Source organism: Helicobacter canis (genome assembly GCF_008693005.1).
Lineage (GTDB): Bacteria > Campylobacterota > Campylobacteria > Campylobacterales > Helicobacteraceae > Helicobacter_B > Helicobacter_B canis.
On the sequence record NZ_VXKE01000021.1, the window covers coordinates 142,600 to 169,307 of the forward strand.

24 protein-coding genes are annotated in these 26,708 nt (G+C 44.8%); 18 read left to right on the plus strand and 6 right to left on the minus strand.

Annotated features, from left to right (window positions below):
- Positions 1-52 precede the first annotated feature (52 nt).
- From rbfA to F4V45_RS07760, 14 genes are all read left to right on the plus strand, one after another.
- Positions 53-397, plus strand: coding sequence for a 30S ribosome-binding factor RbfA (gene rbfA, locus F4V45_RS07695; RefSeq protein WP_150337758.1), 345 nt, complete (start codon positions 53-55; stop codon positions 395-397).
- Positions 397-852 carry a ribosome maturation factor RimP gene (locus tag F4V45_RS07700; protein ID WP_150337759.1) on the plus strand — a complete coding sequence of 152 codons (456 nt, stop codon included), beginning with the start codon at positions 397-399 and terminating at the stop codon, positions 850-852. The genes rbfA and F4V45_RS07700 overlap by 1 nt, the downstream gene beginning before the upstream one ends.
- 294 nt (positions 853-1,146) lie before the next feature.
- Entirely contained in the window at positions 1,147-2,370 is a 1,224-nt protein-coding gene (locus tag F4V45_RS07705; RefSeq protein WP_211362731.1) for a CDP-glycerol glycerophosphotransferase family protein, read from the plus strand.
- Positions 2,367-2,801, plus strand: coding sequence for an FAD synthase family protein (locus F4V45_RS07710; protein ID WP_150337761.1), 435 nt, complete (start codon positions 2,367-2,369; stop codon positions 2,799-2,801). The genes F4V45_RS07705 and F4V45_RS07710 overlap by 4 nt, the downstream gene beginning before the upstream one ends.
- Positions 2,801-3,838: a radical SAM family protein gene (locus tag F4V45_RS07715; RefSeq protein ID WP_150337762.1), complete on the plus strand. Its 1,038-nt coding sequence runs from the start codon at positions 2,801-2,803 to the stop codon at positions 3,836-3,838. Before F4V45_RS07710 ends, F4V45_RS07715 begins: the two co-directional genes overlap by 1 nt.
- Positions 3,822-5,177, plus strand: coding sequence for an asparagine synthase-related protein (locus F4V45_RS07720; RefSeq protein WP_170235211.1), 1,356 nt, complete (start codon positions 3,822-3,824; stop codon positions 5,175-5,177). Before F4V45_RS07715 ends, F4V45_RS07720 begins: the two co-directional genes overlap by 17 nt.
- A gap of 17 nt (positions 5,178-5,194) precedes the next feature.
- Positions 5,195-5,938, plus strand: coding sequence for a hypothetical protein (locus F4V45_RS07725; RefSeq protein WP_150337764.1), 744 nt, complete (start codon positions 5,195-5,197; stop codon positions 5,936-5,938).
- 29 nt (positions 5,939-5,967) lie between these two features.
- Entirely contained in the window at positions 5,968-6,999 is a 1,032-nt protein-coding gene (locus F4V45_RS07730; protein WP_150337765.1) for an asparagine synthase-related protein, read from the plus strand.
- Positions 7,000-7,012: 13 nt separating this feature from the next.
- Complete coding sequence (gene eutH, locus F4V45_RS07735) at positions 7,013-8,161, plus strand: ethanolamine utilization protein EutH (protein WP_150337766.1); 1,149 nt, start codon at positions 7,013-7,015, stop codon at positions 8,159-8,161.
- 139 nt (positions 8,162-8,300) lie between these two features.
- A complete protein-coding gene (gene rpmB / locus F4V45_RS07740) occupies positions 8,301-8,489 on the plus strand; it encodes a 50S ribosomal protein L28 (protein ID WP_023930576.1) in 189 nt (62 codons plus the stop codon).
- Between the two features lie 16 nt (positions 8,490-8,505).
- The gene (locus tag F4V45_RS07745) at positions 8,506-9,633 is read left to right on the plus strand and encodes a potassium channel family protein (RefSeq protein WP_150337767.1); all 1,128 of its coding nucleotides are present in this window, start codon (positions 8,506-8,508) and stop codon (positions 9,631-9,633) included.
- A gap of 21 nt (positions 9,634-9,654) precedes the next feature.
- A complete protein-coding gene (gene hemL, locus F4V45_RS07750; protein WP_150337768.1) occupies positions 9,655-11,004 on the plus strand; it encodes a glutamate-1-semialdehyde 2,1-aminomutase in 1,350 nt (449 codons plus the stop codon).
- Positions 11,004-11,444, plus strand: a complete 441-nt coding sequence (locus F4V45_RS07755; protein WP_150337769.1) for an AtpZ/AtpI family protein — start codon at positions 11,004-11,006, stop codon at positions 11,442-11,444. Before hemL ends, F4V45_RS07755 begins: the two co-directional genes overlap by 1 nt.
- A 65-nt stretch (positions 11,445-11,509) precedes the next feature.
- Positions 11,510-12,595 (plus strand): hypothetical protein, encoded by a 1,086-nt coding sequence (locus F4V45_RS07760; protein ID WP_150337770.1) that lies wholly within the window; start codon positions 11,510-11,512, stop codon positions 12,593-12,595.
- Positions 12,596-12,719: 124 nt separating this feature from the next.
- Here F4V45_RS07760 and F4V45_RS07765 read toward each other — a convergent pair whose 3' ends face one another.
- The 6 genes from F4V45_RS07765 to F4V45_RS09620 all read right to left on the minus strand — a co-directional run bounded on the left by F4V45_RS07765 (position 12,720) and on the right by F4V45_RS09620 (position 20,461).
- The gene (locus F4V45_RS07765) at positions 12,720-14,714 is read right to left on the minus strand and encodes a methyl-accepting chemotaxis protein (RefSeq protein WP_150337771.1); all 1,995 of its coding nucleotides are present in this window, start codon (positions 14,712-14,714) and stop codon (positions 12,720-12,722) included.
- 127 nt (positions 14,715-14,841) lie between these two features.
- Positions 14,842-16,581 carry a DegT/DnrJ/EryC1/StrS family aminotransferase gene (locus F4V45_RS07770; RefSeq protein WP_246145303.1) on the minus strand — a complete coding sequence of 580 codons (1,740 nt, stop codon included), beginning with the start codon at positions 16,579-16,581 and terminating at the stop codon, positions 14,842-14,844.
- A 10-nt stretch (positions 16,582-16,591) separates the two neighbouring features.
- On the minus strand, positions 16,592-17,548 hold the full coding sequence (locus tag F4V45_RS07775) for a DUF2156 domain-containing protein (protein WP_150337772.1): 957 nt from the start codon (positions 17,546-17,548) through the stop codon (positions 16,592-16,594).
- Positions 17,549-17,582: 34 nt separating this feature from the next.
- Positions 17,583-18,680: a chorismate mutase gene (pheA, locus tag F4V45_RS07780; protein WP_150337773.1), complete on the minus strand. Its 1,098-nt coding sequence runs from the start codon at positions 18,678-18,680 to the stop codon at positions 17,583-17,585.
- Positions 18,681-18,707: 27 nt separating this feature from the next.
- Complete coding sequence (locus F4V45_RS07785; protein ID WP_150337774.1) at positions 18,708-19,421, minus strand: YebC/PmpR family DNA-binding transcriptional regulator; 714 nt, start codon at positions 19,419-19,421, stop codon at positions 18,708-18,710.
- Positions 19,422-19,492: 71 nt separating this feature from the next.
- The gene (locus tag F4V45_RS09620; RefSeq protein ID WP_210670648.1) at positions 19,493-20,461 is read right to left on the minus strand and encodes a helix-turn-helix transcriptional regulator; all 969 of its coding nucleotides are present in this window, start codon (positions 20,459-20,461) and stop codon (positions 19,493-19,495) included.
- 237 nt (positions 20,462-20,698) lie between these two features.
- Between F4V45_RS09620 and F4V45_RS07800 the strand changes: the two genes are divergently transcribed.
- From F4V45_RS07800 to F4V45_RS07815, 4 genes are all read left to right on the plus strand, one after another.
- Positions 20,699-22,432: a DUF262 domain-containing protein gene (locus tag F4V45_RS07800; RefSeq protein WP_150337776.1), complete on the plus strand. Its 1,734-nt coding sequence runs from the start codon at positions 20,699-20,701 to the stop codon at positions 22,430-22,432.
- 179 nt (positions 22,433-22,611) lie between these two features.
- Positions 22,612-24,093 (plus strand): DUF2779 domain-containing protein, encoded by a 1,482-nt coding sequence (locus tag F4V45_RS07805; RefSeq protein WP_150337777.1) that lies wholly within the window; start codon positions 22,612-22,614, stop codon positions 24,091-24,093.
- Positions 24,094-24,183: 90 nt separating this feature from the next.
- The gene (locus F4V45_RS07810; RefSeq protein ID WP_150337778.1) at positions 24,184-24,762 is read left to right on the plus strand and encodes a BspA family leucine-rich repeat surface protein; all 579 of its coding nucleotides are present in this window, start codon (positions 24,184-24,186) and stop codon (positions 24,760-24,762) included.
- 209 nt (positions 24,763-24,971) lie between these two features.
- Positions 24,972-26,708, plus strand: coding sequence for a BspA family leucine-rich repeat surface protein (locus F4V45_RS07815; RefSeq protein ID WP_150337779.1), 1,737 nt, complete (start codon positions 24,972-24,974; stop codon positions 26,706-26,708).

Here is a 26,708-nt window from a genome sequence, read left to right on the forward strand (position 1 = left end):
ACCCAAATGATCAAGCGATGAAAATATAAAAAGTGGATTCTAGGAGAGTGTGATGTCAGTGCATTTAGAGCGCACGCAAAGCCTGCTAAAAGAGCTTTTAATCGAGGCACTAAGCAGCTTAGAAGATAGCAGGATCAATGGCGTGAGTATTACTGATGTGCTCTGCTCTAAGGGCAAGTATAATGCCCAAGTCTTTATCCATACAGATAGCGATGATGGGGCTATGGTGTTAAAGGCATTGCGCAAGGCGAGTGGGATTTTGCGCGAGTATGTGCTAAGTAATAGCGGGTGGTATAAATGCCCTAAGCTTGAGTTTGTGATTGATGAGAGTATGGCTAGGGCGCAGAGCCTTGAGCGGATATTCCAAAGCATAGCCCAAGAGAAGGGGGCGCGATAATGTGGGTGGATTCTATAATGCCAGAGCTAGAAGCGATTGTAGAATCTTGTGGCTGCAAGCTCTATGATGTAAGCCTACTTAGAGAAAATGAAGCGCAGATTTTGCGCATAAGTATCATTAAAGATGGGGGCGTGAGTCTTGATGATTGTGAGCTTGTGTCCCAAAGTATCTCACCATTTCTTGATGTCAAAGATATAGTAAAAGACGCTTACACGCTAGAAGTAAGCTCGCCGGGTGTTGAGCGCGTGCTGAAAAATCCGCGACATTTTATGCTCTCTTGTGGAGAGATGGTGCAAATTAGACTGCTTGATAAGCAAGAGATTGTAGGCACGCTGATGAAAGCCGATGAGCAGGGTGTTTGGCTAGCAAAAGAAGCAGCAAGTGAAGCTTTAGATTCTAGTGGCTTTATCCCCTATGCTGCAATCAAGCGCGCTAAAACAATATTTGAATGGTGAGTGCTATGCAATCTATCTACACACAAATTAAGCAAGCGATAAAATCTAGCATTAAGTTCTGCTGCCCCCCCCCCTATAAGAAAATCTCTATCCGCATATCTGTATAAAAAGCGCAGAGATAGGGAGTTTAGCAGACTCTATCTTGCGCGCAAATCTGCTCCGCCGCTTGCATTCCTAAGCCACAAAGATCCCCCAAATACTGCTGCAAAAGAGACAAAAGCGCGAAAAATCCGCGTGCTTTTCTACAATGATTGGGGCAATAGCTGGGAGGCTTTAGAGCCATTGGCATTAGCCTTGAGCGCGAATCCTTTATTTGAAGTGATTGTGCTTGCTATGCCTTCAAGGGTAGAATCTAGCGCGTTTTATGATCTCAATGCAAGCATATCCACACAGAGCTTTGCGCAAAAAGTGCGCACTCAAGCCATCTTGGTGCAAGATATACTAGATTCTAGTGGTTTAGATTCTAGCTTGGCGCGTGCTAAGTCTTTGCACGCTCTTACGCAATGCCTAGAATCCACCCTTGCCACAAGCCCTAAGCCCCTTTGTCTCATAGGCTTTGATTCTGCGCTAAATGTCCCTATCACGCCGCAAGATTTGGCTGCGCATTATTGCTTCACTACGCGCCCGTATGACTCCCTGCGCCCAGAGCCCTTTAGCAACTACTCAATAGCACAAGTCTCTAAGCTTTGCTATGTGGAGTATGGGGTGTATATGTTCTCTGCTTGTGAGCAAGATATTAGCGCGTATGACCCTGTGCTTTTGCGCTATTATGATTATTTGTTTTCCCCCACTGGTTTCCATACTTGGCTTAGCTCTTCTAGGCAGAGTGTGCCTAGCTTGCTGCATATTATCACCGCAGGGAGCGCATACTTTGAGGCGATTTTAGCAGCCAACTTAAGAAGCCCGCAAGCGTGCGCAAACAAGCCCCTGCGCGTGCTTTGGACTCCTAGGTGGGCTGCTTGCGATATGCATTCTACATTTTTGCGCTATGTTGATGTGCTGCTTGAGCAAGCAAGAGAGGGGCGATTTTTACTGCATTTCCGTCCGCATCCAAATATGTATGATCATTTAGTGATAGAGTCTAAGATCCTATCTAAGCAACGCTGGCAGGATATTAAAGAGAGTATCGATCGCTATGGGAAGTGGGATATGCGCCCAAGTATCATAGAGTCCTTTAGCGATTGTGATGTGATCATTAGCGATACAAGCTCTATGCTTATTTATGCGTTTTTGAGTGGTAAGCCTACGATCTACACGCAGGGGGATAGCACTGCTGAGATTAGCGCGTGGGCTTTGCGCGTGGTGCAGGGCGTGTTTATCACTACGACTGAGGGCGAGCTATTGCAGGTTTTAGATGATTTGTGCTCGCATTTGCTCCAAGCTTTCGCACCTAAAGCCGCCCTAAGATCTTATATTTTGCAGCAGAACTTCCACTTCCCCAAGCAGGGTGCATCTAGTGCCATCACACAAGCATTACTGCAGGATATGACAGAACCTAACCTTAAGGAGCGGCAATGACTATCGGCTATACCACAGGGGTATATGATTTGTTTCACATAGGGCATTTAAATCTCTTGCGCAATGCCAAATCAATGTGCGATAAGCTTATTGTAGGCGTTACCACAGATGAGCTTGTGAGCTATAAAAACAAGCGTTCTGTGATCCCCTTTAGCGAGAGAATGGAGATCGTGCGCTCTGTCCGCTTTGTCGATGCGGTGATTCCGCAAGATAGTATGGATAAGCTTGCTATGCACGATCGCTTGAAGTTTGATGTGATGTTTGTGGGTGATGATTGGTTCTCCACGCCAAAGTGGCAGAGCATAGAAGCAGAGTTTGCTAAAAGGGGCGTTAGGATTGTGTATTTCCCCTATACGCAGGGCACAAGCTCTACGCTGCTTAATAGCGTCTTAGTGCAGCTACGCGATGAACACCACCCAAAGGAGCAGTGATGAAAAAATCTTTAGCAAAGCGGCTAGGCAATAAGCTAAGAAGAGTGGCGATCACGCTACTGCCAGATTCTACCTATAAAGATAGCTTGATGAAGCGATATGTCAATGTGATTAGTAATATTGTCGTAATCGTTGGGCAAAACTGCACGCTAAAATGCAAAGACTGCGCAAACTTCTCGCCATATCTCTCAAAGATTCTGCCCTTTTACCCAGCGCAAGAGATTATCGCTGATATGCAAGAGCTTATTGAAGAAGCGCAGATTGCGTATTTGCAGTTTCAAGGTGGAGAGTTTTTCTACCACCCAGAGGCGCAAGAGATTTTATCTTTCGCGCTTGCAAGCCCTAGAATCCACTCTATTTGTATCGCTACAAATGCAACCATAATCCCCAAAGACTCTATGCTAGATCTTCTTGCAAACCCCAAAGTAATCGTGCGTATTTCTAACTATGGCGCAGTGAATGCAAAGCCAGCCACTAAGCTAGAATCTATCTTACAAGCAAGGGGTATAGCGGTGATTTTGCGCAATACTTATCGTGGGGCTGGGCTGTGGAGTAAGTGTGGCGACAAAGACACAAAGCAACTCCCCCAAAAAGCTATGCAAAAAGTCTTTGACTCTTGCACCTTTGCTAAGGAGTGCCTAACTATGGAAAATGGCTTTATCACACGCTGCTCTAGGGGGACGATTGCGCATCTTATGCAAGGCTTTAGGCTTGGTAGGGGTGATGGGGTAGTGGTGCGACCTAGTGCGGCTAGAGCGTTTGAAACGCTTGTGGGTGGATTAGAGCTAGAATCTAAAGAGCTAGATTCTAGCTCTAAATTTGCAAGCAAACGGGGGGGGGGGGGGGAATCTTTGCCGATTTTTACCTACAAAAGCTTGCAAAGATTTATCACAGATCACCAGCCTATTACAGCGTGCTATTACTGCTATGGGAGCGAGGGGGTGCAGGTTACTCCCGGAGTGCAAATGAGCAAAGAGCAGCTAGAAGCAATCAAGCAACACCCCAAATGGAGCAATGCAAATGCGCTTAGAGCATAGAAGACTTTTTGGCTTGGAGAATGAGTTTTACAAAGTGGGGCTAGATTCTAGCTTTAGCGATCTCTCAAGCGCGGTGCGTGGGCTTTTGTTTGATGATTTTAGCCCTTGGGGCATTACAAGCTTTCTAAGCTTTCGCTATCCCATTTTAGATCACACGATGTTTGCAGACTTTGGGGTAAAGAGAGATTCCAAGCTAGAATCTCCCCCAGAATCTAGCCTGCATTTTAGCTACAAGACTCCTAGCTTGCAAAAGGCTACGCATATTGCAGAGTATCTTCTGCTAGAATCTATTGAGAGAAGAGTGGCAAATGCTAGGAGGATAGGTATATGTTTAAGCGGTGGGCTGGATAGCTCGCTGATTGTGGCGATGTGTAGGGCGTTGTATCCACATAGGGAGATTTACACATATAGTATAGGGTTTTATGGTGATGATGAGTTTAAATACGCAAGAAGAGTGGCAAGGAAGTTTGCAAACAAGCATTATGAGAAGACGCTAGGGTATGGGGAGTTTTTTAGCGATAATGCGTGGCTAAAGGCACTCATCAAGCAAAAGGCTGCGCCCTTGCACCCCAATGAGCTGCCCCTAGCTTATGCACTTGCCCAAGCGCGTAAGGATTGCTGTGATGTGGTGCTATGCGGTGAGGGGGCTGATGATGTCTTTGGCGGGTATTCGCATAATCTTATGCTCTATGCAAGCTATATGGGCAAGGCGCAGGAGTTTTATGCCTATATTTTAGAGCATTATCGCTACTTTTCTCTAGCGAAATCTCGCGCTCTAATCCACGAGAAATATCTAGTCGATGACACGCAAATGATCGCCAAAGTTTTTGGCAGCAATGTGCCAAAAGATATGCGCGATATAATGCTCTACTTTATCCAAGTCCTGCACACAAGGGGACTGATAGAAAGAGGGGCTAATGCCCTGCGCTTTTGTGGCTTTAATGATGGGTTTGTGTTTTTAGATTCTAGCTTGATTGATTTTGTCAATTCCCTGCCCTTTTCTTATAAGGTGCATACAAAAGCCCCTGTGCAAATACCGCTTAAAGATTATAAAAACTTTAGCGATATGCATTGTGAAAGCAAGTTTTTGCTAAAGAAAATCGCCAAGTCTTATCTGCCTAGCTCTATCATCACTAGGGAGAAAAAGGGCTTCCCTGTGCCTTTTGCCCTGTGGGATAAACAAAAAGCCTTTGATATAGAGCTAGATTCTAGTGTATTTAAGAGTGATGATTTGAGCTGCTGCAGCGCGTGGGAAAAGTTTATGATCTATAATCTCAATGCGTTTGTGGAGGTGTTTGGGGGGTATCGCAGACAAACGGGGGGGGGGGTAAATATTTAAGGGATTCAGCTTGGCTGGTGGATTCGGCTTCGGGTAGTCATTGCACTGATTTCACAAATTTTGGGAGAACCGCAGACCTCAAGTCTAGCTCTCTCCCCAAATTTGTGAAAAACAGCACAAGCAATACCGCGATTCCTAGAATCCTAGAAGAAGAAAAACAAGTGTCATTGCGAGACACTGCGCCAGTAGTGTCGTGGCAATCCAATTCTGCGCAAGCAGAATCCAATCAAATCAATGGCGCACGCAAAGCGTGCAACCTTGAAAGGACTTTATCCCAAACATCGCTAGAATCTAGCCATACCGCTCAAAAAGTAGAATCTAGCTTTAAAAAAGCGGACTCTATGGATTGCCGCGACTTGCCAAGCAAGTCTCGCAATGACAGAAAACCAAGCCCCCGCACCCTAGAATCTAAACGCCACAAACTACACACTAGCACCTACTCTTTGCACACATTCCTAGAATCCCAAGCCCCCCTAAAATCCCCCACAAACCTAGAATCCACTTTTGACAAAACGCAAATGGATTGCCACGCAACCGCCTACGCGCTTGCTCGCAATGACAAAAACAACACCCAAAGCTTAAGTGCATCGCAGGCGGCAGCAAAAAGCAGCAAAACACAAACAAGGATTCTAGTGCAAAACGATTCTAAGATTTGCGGTGGGGCTGTGGTAGCTTTGCGCCTTTTTGGGAAGGTTAGCGATCTTGGTGATCGTGCCTTTCACAAAAGGCGCAACACTGCCGCATTGCTCGCCCAAAGCTGAATCGTCAAAACCACTACTAAGGAGTAAAAATGGATAAGATCTATTGCATGAGCCATTATCTAGCTTTTCGCTACATTGCCGATGAGAGTAAAAACTTCTTCCCCCAGCTCTCTCATCGTAATTTCACCCCAAACTTCACGCACGATCTCATCGCTAGTGTCGATGAGCTAGACTCCTATATCGCAAAGCAAATGCAAGGGCTAGATCCTAGCACCACTGGTGTTATGCTTAGTGGGGGGATAGATTCTGCTGTGGTGGCTTCCTATCTACCTAAAGGTGCTAAGGCTTTTACGATGCGCTGCATCGCTTCACCTACAAGTATTGATGAGACAAAGCAAGCCGCACTCTATGCCAAGAGCTATGGGCTTGAACATATCATCGTGCCAATCCGCTGGGAAGATGTGCTTGTGCGCTTGGATAGTATCTTTAGCTTTGATGGCGTGCCCTGCCATAGTATAGAGCCGCTCATTGATATTTGCTTAAGCGCAGCAAAGTCTATGGGGGTTAGGACAATGTGCCTAGGCGAGAGCTTCGATCTAGTCTTTGGCGGTATGGATAAGCTTTTAGCAAAGGATTGGGGCTTTGATGAGTTTGTGGAGCGATATACATTTTTAGACCCTAAAAGAGTTTTAAAAGAATATGTCGATACTAAAGAAGTCTTTGAGCCATATAGGCAAGGGGAGAAAATCGACTTTTTGCGCTTTATTGATGAGATTTTTGCCATAGAGTCTAGCACTTCGTATTGGCGTATGTTTGAGAAAAACTCTATGCGCTATCTTGACCCTTGCCAAAAGGTGAAAGTAGCGCAGCCCCTTGATCTACAAAAGATAAGAAATGGCAGCCCAAAGTATATGGTGCGCGAGCTTTTTGCGCGGCGGTATAAGGACCTAGCAATCCCAGATAAAATCCCTATGCCAAGAGAGGTGGAGTTTTGGCTTAGGGACTATGTGCCTAGCAGAGATGAGTTTGTCGATGGGGCGCATATTGGACTAAGTGGGGATCAAAAGTGGCAGCTCTTTTGCTTGGAGCAGTTTTTGGATATGCACGATCCTAGATTCTAGGGTGTGGTGCTGTATGGAGTGGATTGGAAATATCGCGCTTTATGTGGTGCTTGCTTGTGGGGTGATCGGCTGTGTGGCTTCAATCATCGCTAGAGAATCCGCACTAGCCCAAGCGTATATGAATGGACTATATGCCATAGGACATATTTTTGTAGCTATTGCTGGGATCTTTGCAAGTATCCCTTATATCGTATCGTTGGTAGAATCTATCGTATCCCCGCTATATAGCCTAGCCCATATCGATCCAAGCCTAGCGATCACAAGCATACTTGCCATAGATATGGGCGGCTATCAAGTCGCTATGCAAAGCGCAGAGAGCTTAGAGGGCGCGACTATGGCGATGTTTGTTGGGTTTATGGCTGGGGCTACGATAGTCTTTAGCATACCTGTGGGCTTGCGGATAATCCCCAAAGCAGCGCATAAGGACTTCGCACTTGGGATTATGGTTGGGTTTTTAGGGATTCCATTTGGGGTGCTTGTGTCTTGCTTGTTTGTTATGCTAGATCCTGTGCTTATACGAGATCATATCGCCACACAAGGAAAGCCTACTTATTTGCTAGATTTTAGCTTGCCGTTTATCTTGTGGAATCTTATTCCCCTTGCCGCCTTTTGCTTAGTGGTTTCTTTGGGGCTATATTATGCGAGAAGAGTAATGCTTGTGGGGTTTTATGTGTTTGGGTTTGTGGTAGATATGTGGGGCAAAGTATTTCTCGCGCTGCTGCTTATAGAGCATTTTAGCGGTGGGGTTAGCTATGTGTTTGGGGGCTTTCCTTTTGATCCGGTGTTTGCCGATGAGAGCGATACAATGAGAGCCTTAGAGATTGCTGGATATACCGGACTTGTGCTATCTGGGACATTTGTTTTATGTGCGCTGCTAAACACCGCACTAAAGCTATCGCATAAGCCTAATGCTTTGCTATTTGGTGGGATACTTGCTTGTGCGAGCAATGTCCTAGCCGCATACCCTATGCTAGCTAATCTCTCGCCCAAAACTAGAATCCAAATTGTCGCTTTTAGCGTTTGCGGTGGGTTTTTGATTGGCGATCATTTGTCCTTTAGCGCGAATTTTCAGCCAAGTCTCATTGTGCCAATTATGCTAGGTAAGCTTGCTGGTGCGCTGCTGGCTTTGTGCCTTGCGCGATTTTTTGTAGAGCAAAAGTAGCCCACTGCCACTCGTGCTATGTCTAGATCTGCCACGCTATGGGCAGCATATTTTGGCAAATTTAAGTCTATAAGCATAAAGATTATGCTACAATCCCCGCTTATTTTGCTTAAAAATACAAGAGATTTAAGGAGCATTTATGGCAAGGAAATGTTTTTTTACAGGCAAGGGTCCAATGGTCGGCTATAATGTAAGCCACGCAAACAACAAAACTAAAAAGCGATCTCTCCCTAATCTTCGCAGCATTCGCATCAAGCTAAGCGATGGCACATCTATGCGCGTGAAAGTCGCCGCATCTACGCTAAGGACGATGAAAAAGCACGCCTAGCGTGTAAGGCGATCCATTGCTTAGCAAACTTAAAAGGCTCCTGCATTGGGGGAATTCATCAAAGCCGGATATTGATTTATCTCCCCAGCTTTATGAGCAGTTTAAGGCATTTAGATTTCCGCTTGTTCTTATCCAAGTCTTTATCTTAATCGGCACGCTTGGGTATTTTCTCTTAGAAGACTATAGTATCGTCCAAGCCTTTTTCCAATCTTCTTATACTTTTACAAACACCGGCTTTGGCGCGCTTAATGAGAAAGAGTTCGGCGCGCTGGCGGTTCTTTTTACAGCGTTTTTGATGCTAAGTGGCGCGGCGATCATCGCCTTTAGCGTGGCATTTATCGTTAGCATTGTTAATACGGGTGTTCTAACAGGACTCTTAAAGGAGAAAAAGATGATAAGCAATATCGCGCGCTTGCGCAATCACTATGTGATCTGCTACCACAATGAATACACCATCGAGCTAACCAAGCAGTTTAGAGAAGCGCAGATCCCCTTTGTCGTGGTGGATTCTAGCCCTGATTTAGAGAAGCAGGCTTTGACATATAAATATCCCTACTATATCATCGGCGACCCCCACACAAACACCGCTATGCTTAAAGCCCGTCTCTCCGCTGCGCGCGGGGTTGTAACATTTTCTAAAAATCTTTCCGACAATATCGCGCTAATCGTCTCTGCTAGGCTCTTTGCCCAAGAGCTTAACCGCAAGCCCTTGTATATCATCTCAAGTGCAGATTCTGAAGAGCAAGTCCAAAAGCTCCAAAAGCTAGGCTCTGACACGGTGATTTCCGCGCCTAAGCTTATGGCACAGCGCATTAGTGCGATGGCTCTGCGCCCAGATATGCAAAATCTCCTAGAGCGATTTGCCTACAAAAACAACAGCGGCTTAGATTTAGAAGAAGTGCTTGTGCCTAAGTATTCTTGGCTTGTGCTTAAAAAGCTCAAAGAAGGGCATTTCCGCGACTTTGCAAAGGTGTTTATCGTAGGCATTACGCAAAAAGATGGCAAATACTTCGCTATGCCAGATGAAGATATGGTGATCTCTAGTGAGTGTAAGCTGCTAATGATAGGCACATCTAGGGGGATAAGTGATGTGCGCAGGCTCATTATGAAGTCTAAAAAGCCCCAAGAAATCGACTATATTTAATCAATACATTAAGGAGATAGTATGGAGCATTTTCCAAAATCACGCCTAAACCAAGCCCAAATCGATAAAGAAGATCGCATACACACAAGTATTAACGACTTCAATGAAGCCAAGCAAGTCATCGCCGGGGGGGTGAATTCCCCGGTTCGGGCGTTTAAAAGCGTGGGCGGGACGCCAATCTTTATCCAAAAGGGGCAGGGCTGCTATCTCATTGATAATGATGGCAATGCCTATATAGACTTTGTGCAAAGCTGGGGACCGCTGCTATTTGGGCATAGCGATAGTGAGATTTTGCAAGCGGTGCAAGAGTCCTTGCAAAATGGCTTAAGCTTTGGCGCGCCAACAAGAGCGGAGACACAGCTAGCAAAGGCGATTATTGCTAGCTATGATGGTGTGGATAAGGTGCGCTTTGTAAGCTCTGGGACAGAGGCTACAATGAGTGCGATTCGCCTAGCAAGAGCTTTTAGCGGGCGTGATGATATTATCAAGTTTGATGGCTGCTACCACGGGCATAGTGATAGCCTGCTAGTGAGTGCTGGAAGTGGGTGTGCGACTTTTGGCAGTCCTAGCTCGCCGGGTGTGCCAAGCGATTTGAGTAAGCACACGCTAGTAGCGCGCTATAACGACATAGATTCTGTGCAAAAGTGCATTGAAGCAAGTGGGCAAGTAGGGGCGATCATCATTGAGCCAATCGCTGGGAATATGGGGCTAGTCCCTGCAGAGGCGGATTTTCTGCTCTCTTTGCGCAAGCTTTGTAGCGAGCGGGGTATTGTGCTTATTATTGATGAAGTGATGAGTGGATTCCGCGCGGCATTTAACGGCGTGCAGCACTTCGTGCCAATAGAGCCTGATCTTGTGTGCTTTGGCAAGGTGGTAGGCGGGGGTATGCCTTTGGCGGTGTTTGGCGGTAGGGCAGAGATTATGGATATGCTATCCCCACAAGGCGCAGTCTATCAAGCAGGCACACTAAGTGGGAATCCCATCGCCACAGCTGCCGGGCTTGCTATGCTAAAAAAGCTTGCTAAAGATAAGGGCTTGTATGAGCGGCTTGAGAGTCTGGCTAGGCGATTTGTCTCCGGGCTAGAATCTAGTGCCAAAGCGCATAATATCCCGCTGCAAACGCAAGTGCGCGGCAGTATGTTTGGCTTCTTTTTTGCCTCTAAGCCTGTGAAGAATTTTGATGATGCAAAATGTGCAGATACAGCGATGTATGCCCGCTTTCATCAAGAGATGTTGCAGCGCGGTGTCTATCTAGCTTGCTCGCAGTTTGAGACAGGCTTCATCTGTGCGCCAATGAGTGAAGCCATTATTGATGAAGCAATCCAAGCAGCGAGTGAGAGCTTCGCGTTTATCGCAAGTGAGCGCGCCTAATGCCAGCGTCTAAAGAGCCTAAAGAGCTAGAATCTAACTTCAGCGCATTGGATTCTCCACTAGAATCTAAGCTAGATTCTACCACTCCGCAATCCGCTCCACTAGAATCTAGCTTAGATTCTAGTGGAGAATCCACCGCAAGCACTAACAATAGCGATGAAAAGCCAAGTCCAGCCCAGCCCAAAGCGCAAAAGCTCATCGATAGCGCGTATGACTTAAGCCTAGGCATATCCATTGTAGTGGCGGTGCTGCTAGGGCTTGGGGTTGGTATCTTGCTGCAAAAGCTTAGTGGCAGCGTGTGGGGGCTAGGAGTTGGGATATTTTGGGGTGTGGGAGCTGCGGTGCTAAATATTTATAAAGCCTACAAGCGCACGAAAAAGGACCTAGAAGCCCTAGCCCACGACCCCAAATACAACTATGAAAAGTCCAAAGACTCCTAACTTCAATAAGCCTTAATCCGCTTTATACTAGAATCTTTGTCCATTTAACTACAAAGGAGTGAAGTATGGAGAAAGAAAATTTAGCTTTGGGTAGTCATTCTACAGATTTTGGCAACCCTAGAGAAGCCATAGACTTGATCAAAACTTACGATAGAGCATTTTACGGCGATCAGCAAGCCGCATACAACTCGGCAAAGCAGGTGCTAGGGATTATGCACGCACTCTATAAGCCTAGCAGTGTGATCGATGTGGGCTGCGGGCTTGGGACTTGGCTTAAGGTGTGGCAGGAGCTAGATTCTAGCGTGCTTGTGGCTGGGCTTGATGGCAATGAAGTGGGAGAGAGTGAGCGATTTATCCCTGCAAGTGCGTATGCGCAAGTGGATTTGACAAAGGATTATAGAGAGATACTTAGTCGTGCTAGCGCGCTAAAACGGGGGGGGGGGGGACAACTTAAGCGCGTAGGCTTTGGGGCTAAAAATGGCGATTACTGCGGCGAGTCTGCAGTTACGCACGCCCAAGTGCGCGCCTTTGACTCGCCTTGCAAAGCCCCATTTTTATCACCCAAGTCCCACCGCGAGCAGGTCGCACCAGAAAGCCTGCAAAGCCACGACTCTAGCCCAAACGATCTAGCTATGCTTTCTAAGCCTTTTGAGCTAGCTCAAAGTCTTGAGGTCGCAGAGCATTTAGACCATATTTTTGCTGCTAATTTTGTCCAGCTCCTTACTTCTCTTGCAGATGTGGTGCTATTTTCTGCGGCGATCCCCTACCAAGGCGGGGTGTGCCATATCAACGAGCAGCCCCCAGCCTATTGGGCGGAGCTCTTTGCCAAGCAGGGCTATGTGTGCTTAGACTTCTTGCGCCCTAGCATTTGGGGTGATGAGTCAGTGCTATGGTGGTATCGGCAAAATCTCTTAGTATTTGTGCATAAAGATAGGCAAGCGCAGCTCTTCCCCACTCTTAGCCCTGTATCAGTCCCAGCCTACCTACCACACCCAATAATCTGGGAGGAGAAAAACAAGTGGCTAGAATCTGTGCTTAATGCGCATTTGCACAAGCCTTTATCCACGGGGCTAAAGCTTATAGCCAAGTGGATTCTCATTAAACTCCACTTACTAGAATCCATCAAACGCATTGTAAAACCTAGGCATTAGTAGCCCGCTTGTGGCAGTGGAGCTAGATCTAGTATTGTCATTGTGTGGGGCAAGTCCGCGCAATAGGCTAGAATCTATTAGATTCTAGCAGGCGGTTTCAATATTGTGGGTTACTTTGCAAGGCTTAGAATTTCTTCTTTTGCACATCATCTTGGATCATTGAAGCGATCGTATGCACGCGCTGGGTGATAGCGTTTGTATTGTTGGCTATGCCGACATTTTCTTGCGTGATTGACTGGATTTGATTGATGGCTTCGTTGATATGTGTAAGCCCTGCGGTTTGCTCATTGACAGCTTCTGCAATATCATTGACACTTTGCACAAGGATAGAGATATTGGCTTCAATCTCACTTAGCGATTTGCTCGTTTTCTCCGCAAGCTTGCGCACTTCATCAGCCACTACCGCAAAGCCCCGCCCGTGCTCTCCAGCTCTTGCGGCTTCAATGGCAGCATTTAGGGCTAGGAGATTTGTCTGCTCGGCAATGTCTTGGATCACGCTTACGATGTTTTTGATGTCTTGGGCTTGGGTGGTGGCTTCATTGGTTTGCGCGCTGACATTGTGCATAGAAGCATTGATCTGCCCCACAGCTGTTACGCTCTGCTCTAGCGCGCTTGCTTGAGACTGCGTGCCATCAAGCAGCTTGCCCATAGAGCTCTCTAGTGTTTGGCTCTGGCTTGCAAGCTCATTGGCAAAGCCTTGAGAAGTTTTGAGCATTTTAACAATCTCATTACCAAGCTTATTGGCAGTGATCTCTACATCGCCCTTAGCTTCGGGGATTTGCTTGGTGAAATCAAGCTGATTGTAGGAGGCAAACACCGCGCCAATGACATTCATATCCGTGCCGATTTTGCACTCTAGGACTTTGAGCATTTTATTGAGCATTGTGATAAGTTCTTTAATTTGTGGATTATTAGAAGTGGCATCAATACGGGCAATCATATTGCCAGATTCTATGGCTTTAACCACTTGCAGTGTGCATTCCACAGCGTGCTTATCTTGGGCTAGATTTTGTTTAGTATGCTCGATATTTTCATTGATCGCTTTAGCCATTTTGCCAAACTCATCGTGGGTTTTGATATGCAGCAGTGGCGCATCGCTTGCTTTGTGATTGATAAAGTCAAAAAACTTGATAAGCCCATTTGTGATAGGCGTGATATGGCGGAGTTGATAGACGATGATCCAATACAGCAAGGCAGCGGTGAGCAAAATCGCCACCACAGAGAAGCTGATTTGCGAGATGAGATAGGTGTGTAGCTCTTCTTCAAAGTCTGCTTGGGAGTTTGAGGAGCAAAGTAGCCATTGATTTTTATTGACATTACACACTGCCACTTTGGCTAATCCATCAAACTCATAATGCAAGAGCGGCGAGAGTGTGTGGGTCTCTTTTGGTGTTTTGGCATAGAGGGTGTCATAAATCTCGTATTTTTGATTATCTTCAGAAAAAAGCACTTTCTCATCAGTATGGAGAATATTATAAGTGCCTCGATCATCAACTCCTACTAAAAACACCGAGCTACTAGGCGTGGTCTTTAGGCTCATAAATGCCTTTTGCAAATCTCTTAGGAATATATTTGCACCAATAACTGCGACTATCTTGCCGCCTTGTATCACTGGCACATATACAGAGATAGTAAGCTCATTGGTCGTAATATCGCGGAAAGGTCGCGTGAAGCCACCTTTGCCCGTGGCAAGCGCGTCTTTAAACCACTCTCTTGTGCGCGAGTCAAAGCCTTTAGATTTATCCAAAATATAGGGCTTGTTGCCAGATTGGACATCAGTTTTTATCAAAAGCCCATCGTGTGCATAGCCTAGATAGAGTGCGTCCATTGAAGTAAATCCGTAGGCTTCTTTGAGCCAGTTTGCGACATTTTGGTGGGAGAGATCGCCGCTATCTTGGAGATCTTGCACCACTCTTTGCATAAAATCCAGCCGCGCATCAAAATAGGTATCAATGAAATTTAGCGCGTTTTTCACGCTCTCTTGCTTGCCGTGGCTCACGCTCTCTAAAATCGCATTTTTTGCTAGGATATAGCCGATGATTTGGAACGCTATAAAAATAGCAATAAGCAAACTAATGATGATAAAGGCGATTTTCTGCGAGATACTACGCTTCCCCATACATACTCCTTGCAATTAGACAAAATGAGCTGCAATGCTACCAGAAAAAAAAAAAAAAAAACAAAAAAAACGCTCACAAACCCCCATAAATGCGGGGCTTGTGAGCGTTATTAAGTGATAAAAATTCTTAAGCGATAATGGCGTAAAGAGCTTTAGCAATATGCTTTTGGGCGGCTTTGGTAAGATAGGGGCTAAAGGGGATAGAGAAAATTTCTTGGCTCACACGCTCGCTTACAGGGAAGTCTCCTTGCTTGTAGCCAAGGTAGGCAAAGCACTCTTGTAAATGCAAGGGCGTAGGGTAGTGGATCGCAGTGGCTATGCCTTGGGCATTTAGGACAGAAGTGATGTGATCGCGCGCTTTTGCCACGCTAGAATCTAGGCTAGAATCTAGGTGGGGGCTTTTAGATTCTAGGTGCTTGGAGCTAGAATCTAGCGCGCGCAGGCAAAACTGCGCAAACACGCTGGTGCGATCTGGCGCGGTATATGGGAGGGCTAGGCTACTTTGCAGTGGCTTTAGTAGCGCGTAGTAGCGTGCTGCTACTTGCTCGCGCAAGTTTAGCTCGCGGGTAAAATGCCTTAGCTTCACACGCAAAATGGCGCATTGTAGCTCATCGAGCCTAGCGTTTAGCCCTAGGCTCTGGTGGTGGTATTTGGAGGCTTGCCCGTGGTTGCGCAAGCGTGCAAGACTCTGCGCTAGTTTCTCATCATCGCAGAACACCGCGCCCCCATCGCCGTAGCCACCAAGTGGCTTGCTGGGGAAAAAGCTTGTAACGCTAAGCGTCCCAAAGCTCCCAGAGCGTGCTTCTCTCTCTCCTAGAATCTTGCTGCCAAAGCTCTGCGCCCCATCTTCGATGATAGGGATTGCGCCTGCTACTTGATTAAGCGCGCTTACATCATAGGGCTGTCCAAACAAGCACACCGGGATAATCGCCTTTGTGCGGGGCGTGATCTTTGCGCTCACTTGGGCGGGATCTAGCGTGTAGGTGCTAGGGCAAATATCGACAAACACGGGCTTCGCCCCAAGGAATGCCACCATTTCTGCTGCGGCGATAAAGCTAAAGCTAGGCGTGATGACTTCATCGCCCGCGCCTATGCCAAGGGCTAAAAGAGCTAGCAGCAGCGCGCTTGTCCCACTAGAGCAAGTGATACAAAATCGCCGCCCTACAAAGCTAGCTAGCTCACTCTCTAGTGCTTGAGAGTGCTCGCCTAAGATGAAGTGCTGGGAGTGTAAAACGCTGGCGATTGCAGAGTGTAGCTCGGGTTTTAGGGTGTGGTATTGGGTGTGGAGATCAATAAGCGGGATTTGTGTTTGAGGCGATTCAGCTTTGGGTGAGCAATTTGACGCGATTGGGTCAATTTGTGGGTAGTCATTACCGCTTAGGTAACTCCCACCCCCAAATTGACCCAAAGCCCGCAAAGCCCCACCGCAATTCTTAGAATCGTTTAGGGCATAGTCATCGCAAAACGCAGTTTCTTTAGAAATCCTAGAATCCTTTGCTGGCTTGCTTAGATTTGTGGCGTTTATCCTAGAATCCACTTTTTGCGCTTGGGTGTTGTTTCTGTTATTGCGAGACACTGCGCCAGCAGTGGCGTGGCAAAGCGTAGCTTCTTTAGAAAACAAGGGACACCGCTTAGGCTGTGCCGATGTTTCTTTAGAGTCTATACTAGAATCTAGCTTTTGTGTGTTTGTGTGGATTGCTTCGGCGATTGTATCGCCTCGCAATGACTTGGAAGCTTGGCTTTCTTCTTCTAGGATTCTAGGAATTGCAGTGGGGCTTTCGTAGTTTTTTGGGGATTTTGGGGCAGAGCTAGACTTGAGGTCTGCGGTTGTCCCAAAATCCCCAAAATCTGCGGAATGCCTACCCAAAGCCGAATCCCTACAAAATAGCGCGGAATTTTTCTACCATAAAGACAGGATTATACCCCCTCTTCGCCTGCCTAAGCCCCGCTATGCCTAGATCTTCTTCACGATTGGCATAGCGTAGCGACGAGAAGCAGCGAGCCAAAAGCTGCTGGTTTATGATTTGATATGCGCCGATGATATTTGGCGCGGCTTTTTCGATGTGGATCACTGCCATTTCATCATTGATCGCTTCTCCAAAGCTAAAGGCGATGATAGGCAGCGAGCTAGAATCTAGTAGTGCGGGGTCTATGTTGTTAGAGCCTAGCGTTATTTTCTCCCTTGCGCGCACTGCTATACCCTGCAGCCCTAGCTCACCAAAGCTCTCTAATGCCGCGCAAATGCCAAGATATTCTAGCTCTAAATCATCGCTTTTAGCAGGGTTGCTATCAAGCCAGATTCTAGCTACTTTGGCTAGCTCTTTGGCATTTGCTTGCGTGATAGGCTCAAGCTCCCATTCGTAGCGTTGTAAGAAGTTGTTTAGGTGGTTTTTTTTCTTATGGAACTTGCGCCCGCTTAGGTGCAAGAGCTCTTCTACACTATAAACATAGTCGAAGTGATCAGGAGTGGGCTCTATAGAGATAGTGGGGAAAGCAAGCTTAAGCAAGGGGAGATTGCGCGCCTCTACGCGCTCAAAGTGCAGGGGGTAGCCATTTGCTTGCGCATAAGATTCTAGCGCGCTTAGGGCTTCTAGCTTGGAGGACTCATCGCCAGCAATGGGGAAAAAAAAGTAGGGAGTCTGCCCTTCTTTGTGCGTTTGGCGCGTTTGGATAAGTAGCGAGCCGCCACAAATGGCATAGCTAATCTCCCTAGCGTGCTTCCAAATGTAGAGATTGCCAAAGCTAATATCCGCGATAGAAAAGTGATCATTTTGCAAAAATCCTAGAATCTCACTCCTAGATTCTAGGGCTATGGGCTTGAAAGATAAAGGCATAATGTGTCCTTACATAAAAGTAGATTCTAGGTGGCTAGTCGATTTTGGGGTAGCTGCCTAGCCATTTGATCTGCTCGCCCCATTCATCAAAGATTTGGGCGATATGCTTATCTTCCCTATGTCCTACAAAATCCACATAAAACCCAGAGTCAAAGCTGTTTTTGCTGCGGATAGGGCGGGAGTCGATCTTGGTTAGGTTGATATTAGCGCGTGAGAAGCTCTCCAAAAAGCGCAGCAGTGTGCCGGCTTTCTCAAAGCCCTGAAGCCTTGCGAAAATGGAGGTTTTATCATTGCCGCTTGGGGGGTTGTGAAAATCGCTTAAGATGACAAAGCGCGTTTTGTTGCCTTGAGAGTCTTGGATATGGGAAAACATTAGCGGTAGGTGGTAGAGCTTGGCGGCAATGTGTGAGCAAATCGCCGCGCTCTTTGGGTCCTGCGTGGCTAGCTGGGCGGCTTTGGCGGTGGATTCTACCGGGATTTGCTGGGTGTTTAGGAGATTGTGCGCTTGTAAGAATTGCGCGCACTGCCCAAAGGCTATATCCTTGCTATAAATGCGCTCAATCTGGGATAAATGCTCGCACTGGGAAGCGAAGCTTAGGTGGATTGGCACAATGATTTCTGCGATGATTTTCACGCTAGAGCTAGCAAGATTGTCGATACACTCGCCTACTATGCCATTGGTGTTGTTCTCAATGGGGACTACACCATAGCGCGCTTGCTTGGATTCTAGCGCGCTAAAGATCGCGCTAATGGTGTTGATGGGTAGATACTCACTCATCGCGCCAAAGCGCGATTCTGCGGCTTGGTGAGTGTAGCTACCTATGGGACCTAGATAGGCGACTTTCTCTGGTAGCTCAAGGTTGCGCGATATGGCAAAGATCTCTTGATAGATTGCTTCTATGGCGTCTTTGCTTAGGTGCTTTGCAGGCAGAGAGCTTAGGCGAGCGATGATCGCTAGCTCACGCTCTGGGCGATAAATGCTGGCATTGCTTTTCAGCTTTGCTGCGCCAATTTGGGCGACAATCTCTAGCCTAGAATCTAGCAGGGCTAGCAGCTGCTCATCAATGCTATCAATCTGTTTCCGTAAGCGCGCTATTAAGGCTTCATCAGGCATTGTATCAGGGCGTGGCATAGGTCTCCTTGAGTGGCTCGCTAGAATCTAGGCTAGGTTTGTATAAACAGCTTGCACATCATCGTCTTCTTCAATCCTATCAAGCAGCTTCTCTAGCTCTTCTATCTGCTCTTCAGCTAGGGTTATGGGGCTTGTGGGGATTCTGGCGAGCTTGGCACTTGTGGGCGTGATCTGCAAGGATTCTAGCCCTTCACTTAAAGCTCCAAAGTCTGTATAGCTCCCATAGGCGATTAAGCTGCCATCTTCCAAAGACTCTAGCTCTTCTAGCCCATAGTCGATGAGTGCTAGCTCTAGCTCATCTAGGGGCATAGATTCTGGCTTGCTAAATTCAAACACACTTTTTCTAGCAAACATAAACTCCAAGCTGCCATTTGGCACGATAGAAGCACCGGGGCTTTTGTTGAAGTAGCTTTTTAGGTTGGCTATGGTGCGGGTGGGGTTATCGGTGGTGCATTCAATGAAGATTAGCACGCCATTTGCTGCTTTGCCCTCATAGCTTAGCTCGCTAAATGCGCCATCTTTCCCGCTAGCGCGTTTAATGGCGGCATCGATATTGTCCTTTGGCATATTTTGGGCTTTAGCAGTGGCGATTGCTGTGCGAAGCTTGGCGTTCATCGCTGGATCTGCGCCGCCCTCTTTGGCAGCAGCAGTGATGGCTTTCGCCAGCTTGGGGAAGACCTTGCTCATCTTGTCCCATCGCTTCTCTTTGGCGGCTCGGCGGTATTCAAACGCTCTTCCCATATCTATCCTTTAGCACAAATGTAAAGTGCGATTATAGAGTATCAAGGCTTAAGGTAGAATCTAACTAGAATCTAGGAGATTTCTTGCACTCTTTGCACATAGCTTTGGGTCTGTGCTTGGATAAACTCTCTTAAGTCCTTAGGCTCTAGCACCACCACATTTGGTATCCACATAAGCACTAGAGGTGCGATCTCCATAGCACTTGTGATGTGGAGTGTAATATCTAGGCTGCCATCAGTGTTTTCATCTAGGTGCTGATTGGGGGAGATTTTCTTGCGTTTAAAATACTTTGCGATTTTAGGATCTATCCATAGTCGCACCATAAAGGGCTTTGCCCCTGGGGAAAACCACGCATTCAGCGCATTATCTAGCCGCCCTAAGAGCTCTTGGCTTACTTTTTCTCCCTGTCTTATCTCACAGATATTTGTAATGCTATTGAGATAAAACTTCTTTATCACGCTAGATTCTAGCCCTAGCAAATACCACTCACCACTAAAGTTTAGAATCTTTAGTGGCAAAACTTCGCGCTGTGTGTTGCGCGCTCTGCTATGGGGGCTTTTGCTTAGGATATTTGGCTCTTTTAAAAACTCAAAGCTAATGACTTTATGCTCTTTAATAGCCTTTTGCAAGCGCGCGATAGACTCTGGCTCTAGGGCTATCTCCTCTAAATTTGAGCGGGTGAAAAACGGCTCTGCATTGTGCGCGCTGGTGGATTCTAGGGAGTTTAGGAGGGAGAGCATTTGGGATTTTATCTCGCCATTCATACTATATGCAAAGCTTCTTAGCAGGGCTAGAGCGATAAATGAGTCTGCTTGGCTTATGCTCTTTGGGAGCTTACTGCCTAGGAAGTAGATAGTGTCTCGCTCATAGCTAAAATCCGCGCCCATCATCTCCACATCTCTGCGCAAAGTCCTAAGGCTTACGCCAAACTCTTGCGCTAAGCTCTTGGCACAGAGTGAACCATCGCTTTTGGGGTGGTAGAGTAGGGTTAGGATTTTAGTAAGTCGCGCGAGTCGCTGGGTATAGTCGTGCCTAGGCATAATGCTCCTTTTAGAATCTAAACTTTTGCAATGGATTCTAGGATTTATAAAGGGGGCATTGTAGGGCAAATTTCTAAATCTTTGACATAACGCTGTCAAAGCTGCGTGCTATAACTTCGCCCTAGAATCTAGCTTTGCAGTGGTCTGGTGTAGGGGGCTTGGGCTGCATTGTCCTTGCGTTTTTTTTTTTTTTTTCATTAGAATCCCTGCGCAAATTAAATCTAAAAGGAGCGAGAAATGGCACAAGAATCCGTGGAAAAAGTTTTTAGCAACAATAAGCGTTTTTCTATCCCTAAATATCAAAGAGACTATGCGTGGAAGAAGAAAAACTTAGATGAATTGTGGGGGGATTTAGAAGAAGCAAAAAATGCAAGCAGTGATAGTATGGGACATTTTCTAGGCACTATCGTTGTAGCAAAAGAGCCAAATAGTGATGTCTATCATATCATTGATGGGCAGCAAAGAAGCACGACAATCTTTATGCTCCGCTATGCGCTTAACGCTAAAACAAAAGATCCTGCTTGGAATATGAATATTTTTCGTGATGAAAATAGAGAGCTTAGATTGCAAGTTATCCCTACTAATCAGGAGTTTTTCAAAGAACTGCTTGCACAAGCAGATAACAATAAGCGCGATACAAGCCTGAAAGATAGGATTGAGACAGATGGGCAAAAGCGATTGTATGAAGTCTTTGAAGCGATTTGGGATCGCGTGCGTGAGCTAGAATCCACTCAAGCTAAAGAGTATCTCTCTGTGCTAGATAAAATGGTGCTTATGTGGCTAGAGGAGGCAGACTCTGGGCGTGCTATACGCACATTTCAAAGTGTCAATGATAGGGGCGTGCCACTTCTTTTGCTAGATAAGTTAAAAGCCTTGCTTATTTTGTATTCAAACAAATATAGCAATGATAATGGCACACTTGATAATAAAATCAATGAACGATTTGGAGAGATTTTTAAAATCGCTACGAAAATACGGAAGCATAAGCTTAGCTCATCGCTTGGCGATAGGGAGTTTGCCAAGGAAGTAGAAACGCGTGTTTTTAACTACCATGCTTTGGGACAGAGAGTTGGGCATTATAGATATGGTGCAGATAAGTCGTTTGACGCAATCAAAGTAGTATTAAAATCCAAAACAGAAAATCCACAAGAGTTATTAGAGTATATTGATACATACTCTAGTGATTTGCTTGAGTTTTTTGAAGCATTTTATCGCGTTATGCAAAGGACAGAGACAAGCGCAGAAGCCTTTAAGCTTCTCTATGTTTTAAGAATCAATCCTTTGTTTTACTCATCATTAGTGAGACTAGAGATGAATGGGGCTTTAGATGATGAGTGCTTAAGGCTTTTAGCACAGGCGGAAGTGTTTTTCTATGGCTGTGGTTCAAGTAATGATTCAACGGCATATAAGCTTTGTGAAGCTACTAGCGATAAAGATAGCTTTAAAAACAGAGTGATACAAGATTGCAAAGATTGTTATAAGAGTGATTCTAGTATCAGTGATGTGCTTAGAGATATAGCAAGAGATGGTTATAGCTGGGGGAAATATTTTCGCTATTTATTTTTCACTTATCGCTGTGATGATATGGACGCTAGGGCTTTTAATGACCTGCTTGAAGAAGATGATAATGGGGATAGCAACAAAACAATGCAGCCATACGATATAGAGCATATTGTCCCACTTAATGCGATTGAGAATGGCTCGTTACGCCAATATGGCTTTGACACTGCTGATGACTTTGGTGGCATAAAAGATAGTTTTGGGAATTTGCTTGTTTTAGAGAGTAAGCTTAATAGAAAAATACGAGATGGCGGGGCGCAAATTAAAAAAGAAGCTTATAAAGATTCTAAAATAGATTACAACAGAAAGTTTGCAAATACACTTGAATCTTTTGGCAAAAAACACATAATAGAAGAGAATGAAAAATTCACGCAATGGGCTAGAGAGTTTTTCAAAGATTTTTTATGCTAAATGCTAGGCTCTCTTAAGGCGGTTTAAGAGAGCCTTTGCTGCTTATATATCCGCGCAGATTCTGCTCAAAATATCTCCATAAATTTACACAACTTTCTATAAATTACACTCCTTTGTCATAACGCTGTCAAAGATTTATGCTACGCTTATGTGATGTAACTCCCTATAAAAGGACAGCTATGAATCTCTCAAAATCTCGCTTTATCAAAGGTATGCAGTGTCAAAAGCTGCTATGGCTTCTAGCTCATAAAAAGGACGCCATAAGCCCGCCAAGCAAGGAGCAGGAGCAGATTTTTAGCATAGGCAATGAAGTCGGGGAGCTTGCCTGTGAGCTATTCCCCAATGGAGCTAGAATCCACTTTTGTGATGGCATAAGCCATAACGCTAAACGCACAAAGGAGCTGCTAGATTCTGGTGTTAGTGTGATATATGAAGCGACTTTTATATATGAAGGCATTGTTGTGATGGTAGATATTTTGCAAAACACACCACAAGGGCTTATCATCAATGAAGTGAAAAGCTCTACAAGTGTAAAGGAAGTATATATCTATGATTTAAGCGTGCAGCACTATGTCATTACACATTGTGGATATAGTATAAAGGGGGCGAATCTTATCCATTTAAATACAGACTATAAAAGGGGTGAATCGCTTGAGCTAACAGAGCTATTTTCTATCGTGCCTTGCTTAGAATCTGTGCAAGAGTTTGTGCCAAAGATTCCAGCAATTTTGCAAGAGTTTGCTAGCACTTTAGAGCAGACAAATGAGCCTAGCATTGATATAGGGCTGCATTGTGATGATCCCTACTCCTGCGAAGCAAAGCCATATTGCTGGGAGGCTCAAAGGGGCATAAAGGGGGAAGATTCTATTTTCAATCTTGCTTGGCTTAAGAGCGATAAAAAGCTAGAGCTATACAGGCAAGGGGTATTACGCTTTAATGATATAAAAGATATGGATAGCTTAAGCTACAAGCAGATTCTACAAGTAGAATGCTTTCAACAACAATCTGTGCATATACAAAAGGATAAAATCAAGGAGTTTTTAGGGAGTTTATCCTACCCCATTTATCACTTAGACTTTGAGACATTTCAGCTCGCTGTGCCTAGATTTGTAGGCACTTGTGCGTATGAGCAAATCCCCTTTCAATTTTCACTCCATATTCAACATAAATACGGCAAGCTAGAGCATAAAGAGTTTTTAGCAAAAAGTGGCATTGACCCTAGAGTTGAACTCATCAAAACCCTGCTAGATTCTATCCCGCAAAATGCCTTTATCCTAGCGTATAATGCGAGCTTTGAAAAAGGTGTGATTACAAGACTTGCTACAAGTTTTCCGCAGTATGAAAAAGAGCTTTTACATATCGCTTCACAGATTGAAGATTTAATGACACCATTTGGCTCTAGGCATTATTATCACTATAAACAAAATGGTAGCCACTCTATCAAAGTCGTTTTGCCAGCCCTTGTGCCACAAATGGAATCTGCTTATAAAGAGCTAAATCTCGTGCATAATGGCGGAGAAGCAATGGAGTGCTTTGCCGCGCTAGAATCTATGCCAAAAGAGACACAAGAAGAATATCGCAAAGCCCTTTTAGCATATTGCAAACTTGATACACTTGCTATGGTGGAGATTATAAAGGCGTTGGAAAAGTTAGTGGGCTAAGGGCTTTAAAGCAAAGAGGTTTTATCTCTTTTGATTTGGGCTTTATGTAATGGTATGCTATCATTCTAATTTTACAATGAAAGGAACACTATGAGTAAGAAAATCTACAAACCACAAACTAGAAGAGAGCTAAAACATTTTGTCAATAATGAGAGTATCCATTTGGGTGATATTGATACAAGTGCTATTGATAGTATGTCTTTTTTGTTTTTCGATTCTACACGCAAGGATTTTAGCGGGATAGAATCGTGGGATGTGAGTAATGTAACTGGTATGTCTATGATGTTTTATGGAGCAAAATTTTTTAACGCTGACATCAGCAAATGGAATGTTAGCAAGGTAACTTATATGGATTATATGTTTAAGAATGCAGAGAGTTTTAATCAACCTTTAAATTCTTGGGATGTCAGTCAAGTAACTAGTATGCTTTATATGTTTGCGGAGGCAAAGAGTTTTAATCAACCACTAGATTCTTGGGATACAAGCAAGGTAACTAATATGGCAGGAATGTTTTGTGACGCAACAAGCTTCAACCAGCCGTTAGAATCGTGGGATATAAGCAATGTATTCTACATTGCTTATATGTTGAATGGTGCGGAGAGCTTCGATCAGTCGCTAGATTCTTGGAATTTGACTATTAGAGAGCGGAAAATATGTTTTGGGGATTAGATAAAGATAGATGGCAAAGATTCTAAAAGCTTAGAATCTGCTCTTTCATATTTTGCTTTTGCCAAATGTGGTGCATTAACTCCTACAAAACCCCTGCAAACTTACGCAAAAATTCTCTTGCAATTCTACATACATTTTAATCCCCTTGACATAACGCTGTCAAAGCTGCTTGCTAGAATCTCCTACATAGTAAAGATTAAGGAGCGACAATGAGCTATAAACATCGCATAGAATCTATAGTAAAAAGTTTAAGTCAAGGCGTGTATGAAAAAGATGAGGCATTAAAGCTTGTGCTACTCTCATTTATAAGCGGTAAATCCGCCTTTTTGTATGGACCTCCGGGCACGGCAAAAAGCCTTGTCGCAAGGCGTGTGGCGTTAGCATTTGATATGAGTGATAGTAAAAAAGTAGATTCTAACACTTTCTTTGCCTACTTAATGAACCGCTTCAGCACACCAGAAGAAATCTTTGGTCCAATCGACATAGCAGAGCTGAAACAAAATCGCCTTACACGAAGCATACAGGGCTATCTCCCTACCGCACATTTTGCGTTTTTAGATGAGATTTGGAAAAGCTCTCCAGCTATCCTAAACACACTTTTAACCATCATCAACGAAAAAATTTACCGCGATGGCAATATGGATATAAAAGTCCCATTAAAAGGACTAGTGTGTGCGAGCAATGAGTTCCCCGCACCAAATCAAGGGCTAGAAGCCTTATATGATAGGCTTATTGTGCGATTAAAGGTCTTGCCCGTTGAGAAAAAAGCTAGTTTTGAAGCCCTACTGAAAGGCACAGATGAAGCACAGCTTACTATCACAAATCCTATCACACTAAAAGAGCTGCAAGACATAGCGCAAAAGGCTAAAAATGCCACATTTTCTCAGCAAGCCCTACGAGCACTCCACACCCTAAAAGCTTCTATAAAATCCCACAATAAATCCTTGCAAACAGACATAGATCAAAATAGTGAGCCCAGCGAGCCAATTTACATCTCTGACAGGCGGTGGGTGGCTATGGCAATGCTTCTAAGGACAGCGGCAGTTTTAAGCGATAGAGATGAAGTGCTACTTGTAGATATTATGCTTTTAAAGCATTGTTTATGGAGTGATGAGACACAAACTCAAGTGATACAAAATCTTCTAGAAAAATCGATGCAAGCTATCTTGCACGATGATCCGCAATATGACATACCAGTCTTGCAAAAATTATATCAAAACCATTATGATAAAAGCATAGCAGAGCTTTATGACAATTATCAACCAAAGCAAATAGATGAAAAGATAAAAGATCTTTATACTAAAGAGTGCGATAATATCGCCCAAAAAATTGCTGCAAAGCAAAGCGCAATTCAAGAAGATCTTGATACCGCGCAAAGCAAAATGGCAAACCCATTTTTAACCACTAGGGATTATCAGCCTATATTGCGCAATATTATGCAGATACAAGATGAGTTAAAGCAGCTTGAAATCGCTCTAGAGCAGCTAAAAACCATTATACAAACCCAGCCTACACCAATTCCACTAAGATACACAAAAATAAAGCCAAAATATAAGCCAAAAAGCAAAAAAATGCTAAAAAAACTTGTAGAAGATGAGAGTGTTTATCTAGGTGATATTGACACAAGTGCCATTAAAGATATGCGCGAGTTGTTTAAAGACTCAAAGCGCGTGGATTTTAGTGGGATAGAATGTTGGAATGTTAGCAAAGTAACTACTATGAGAAGTATGTTTGAAAATGCAAAGCATTTTAATCAGCCAATAGGCGCGTGGAATGTAGAGAGCGTAACAGATATGAGCTATATGTTTGCTAATGCGGTGAAGTTTTACCAAGTGCTTGATAATTGGAATGTCTGTAATGTAACTAGTATGCACTATATGTTTTGGGGCGCACATAAAATGGCGCGCCGACCTAAATGGGCTAATGATCAAGCTTTGATGGAGTAG

Excerpts from the sequence above, each read along its gene's own strand:
- rbfA (WP_150337758.1), top strand. The coding sequence starts at position 53 with ATGTCAGTGCATTTAGAGCGCACGCAAAGCCTGCTAAAAGAGCTTTTA.
- F4V45_RS07700 (WP_150337759.1), top strand. The coding sequence starts at position 397 with ATGTGGGTGGATTCTATAATGCCAGAGCTAGAAGCGATTGTAGAATCT.
- F4V45_RS07710 (WP_150337761.1), top strand. The coding sequence starts at position 2,367 with ATGACTATCGGCTATACCACAGGGGTATATGATTTGTTTCACATAGGG.
- F4V45_RS07715 (WP_150337762.1), top strand. The coding sequence starts at position 2,801 with ATGAAAAAATCTTTAGCAAAGCGGCTAGGCAATAAGCTAAGAAGAGTG.
- F4V45_RS07720 (WP_170235211.1), top strand. The coding sequence starts at position 3,822 with ATGCGCTTAGAGCATAGAAGACTTTTTGGCTTGGAGAATGAGTTTTAC.
- F4V45_RS07730 (WP_150337765.1), top strand. The coding sequence starts at position 5,968 with ATGGATAAGATCTATTGCATGAGCCATTATCTAGCTTTTCGCTACATT.
- eutH (WP_150337766.1), top strand. The coding sequence starts at position 7,013 with ATGGAGTGGATTGGAAATATCGCGCTTTATGTGGTGCTTGCTTGTGGG.
- rpmB (WP_023930576.1), top strand. The coding sequence starts at position 8,301 with ATGGCAAGGAAATGTTTTTTTACAGGCAAGGGTCCAATGGTCGGCTAT.
- hemL (WP_150337768.1), top strand. The coding sequence starts at position 9,655 with ATGGAGCATTTTCCAAAATCACGCCTAAACCAAGCCCAAATCGATAAA.
- F4V45_RS07755 (WP_150337769.1), top strand. The coding sequence starts at position 11,004 with ATGCCAGCGTCTAAAGAGCCTAAAGAGCTAGAATCTAACTTCAGCGCA.
- F4V45_RS07760 (WP_150337770.1), top strand. The coding sequence starts at position 11,510 with ATGGAGAAAGAAAATTTAGCTTTGGGTAGTCATTCTACAGATTTTGGC.
- F4V45_RS07765 (WP_150337771.1), bottom strand. The coding sequence starts at position 14,714 with ATGGGGAAGCGTAGTATCTCGCAGAAAATCGCCTTTATCATCATTAGT.
- F4V45_RS07775 (WP_150337772.1), bottom strand. The coding sequence starts at position 17,548 with ATGCCTTTATCTTTCAAGCCCATAGCCCTAGAATCTAGGAGTGAGATT.
- pheA (WP_150337773.1), bottom strand. The coding sequence starts at position 18,680 with ATGCCACGCCCTGATACAATGCCTGATGAAGCCTTAATAGCGCGCTTA.
- F4V45_RS07785 (WP_150337774.1), bottom strand. The coding sequence starts at position 19,421 with ATGGGAAGAGCGTTTGAATACCGCCGAGCCGCCAAAGAGAAGCGATGG.
- F4V45_RS09620 (WP_210670648.1), bottom strand. The coding sequence starts at position 20,461 with ATGCCTAGGCACGACTATACCCAGCGACTCGCGCGACTTACTAAAATC.
- F4V45_RS07800 (WP_150337776.1), top strand. The coding sequence starts at position 20,699 with ATGGCACAAGAATCCGTGGAAAAAGTTTTTAGCAACAATAAGCGTTTT.
- F4V45_RS07805 (WP_150337777.1), top strand. The coding sequence starts at position 22,612 with ATGAATCTCTCAAAATCTCGCTTTATCAAAGGTATGCAGTGTCAAAAG.
- F4V45_RS07810 (WP_150337778.1), top strand. The coding sequence starts at position 24,184 with ATGAGTAAGAAAATCTACAAACCACAAACTAGAAGAGAGCTAAAACAT.
- F4V45_RS07815 (WP_150337779.1), top strand. The coding sequence starts at position 24,972 with ATGAGCTATAAACATCGCATAGAATCTATAGTAAAAAGTTTAAGTCAA.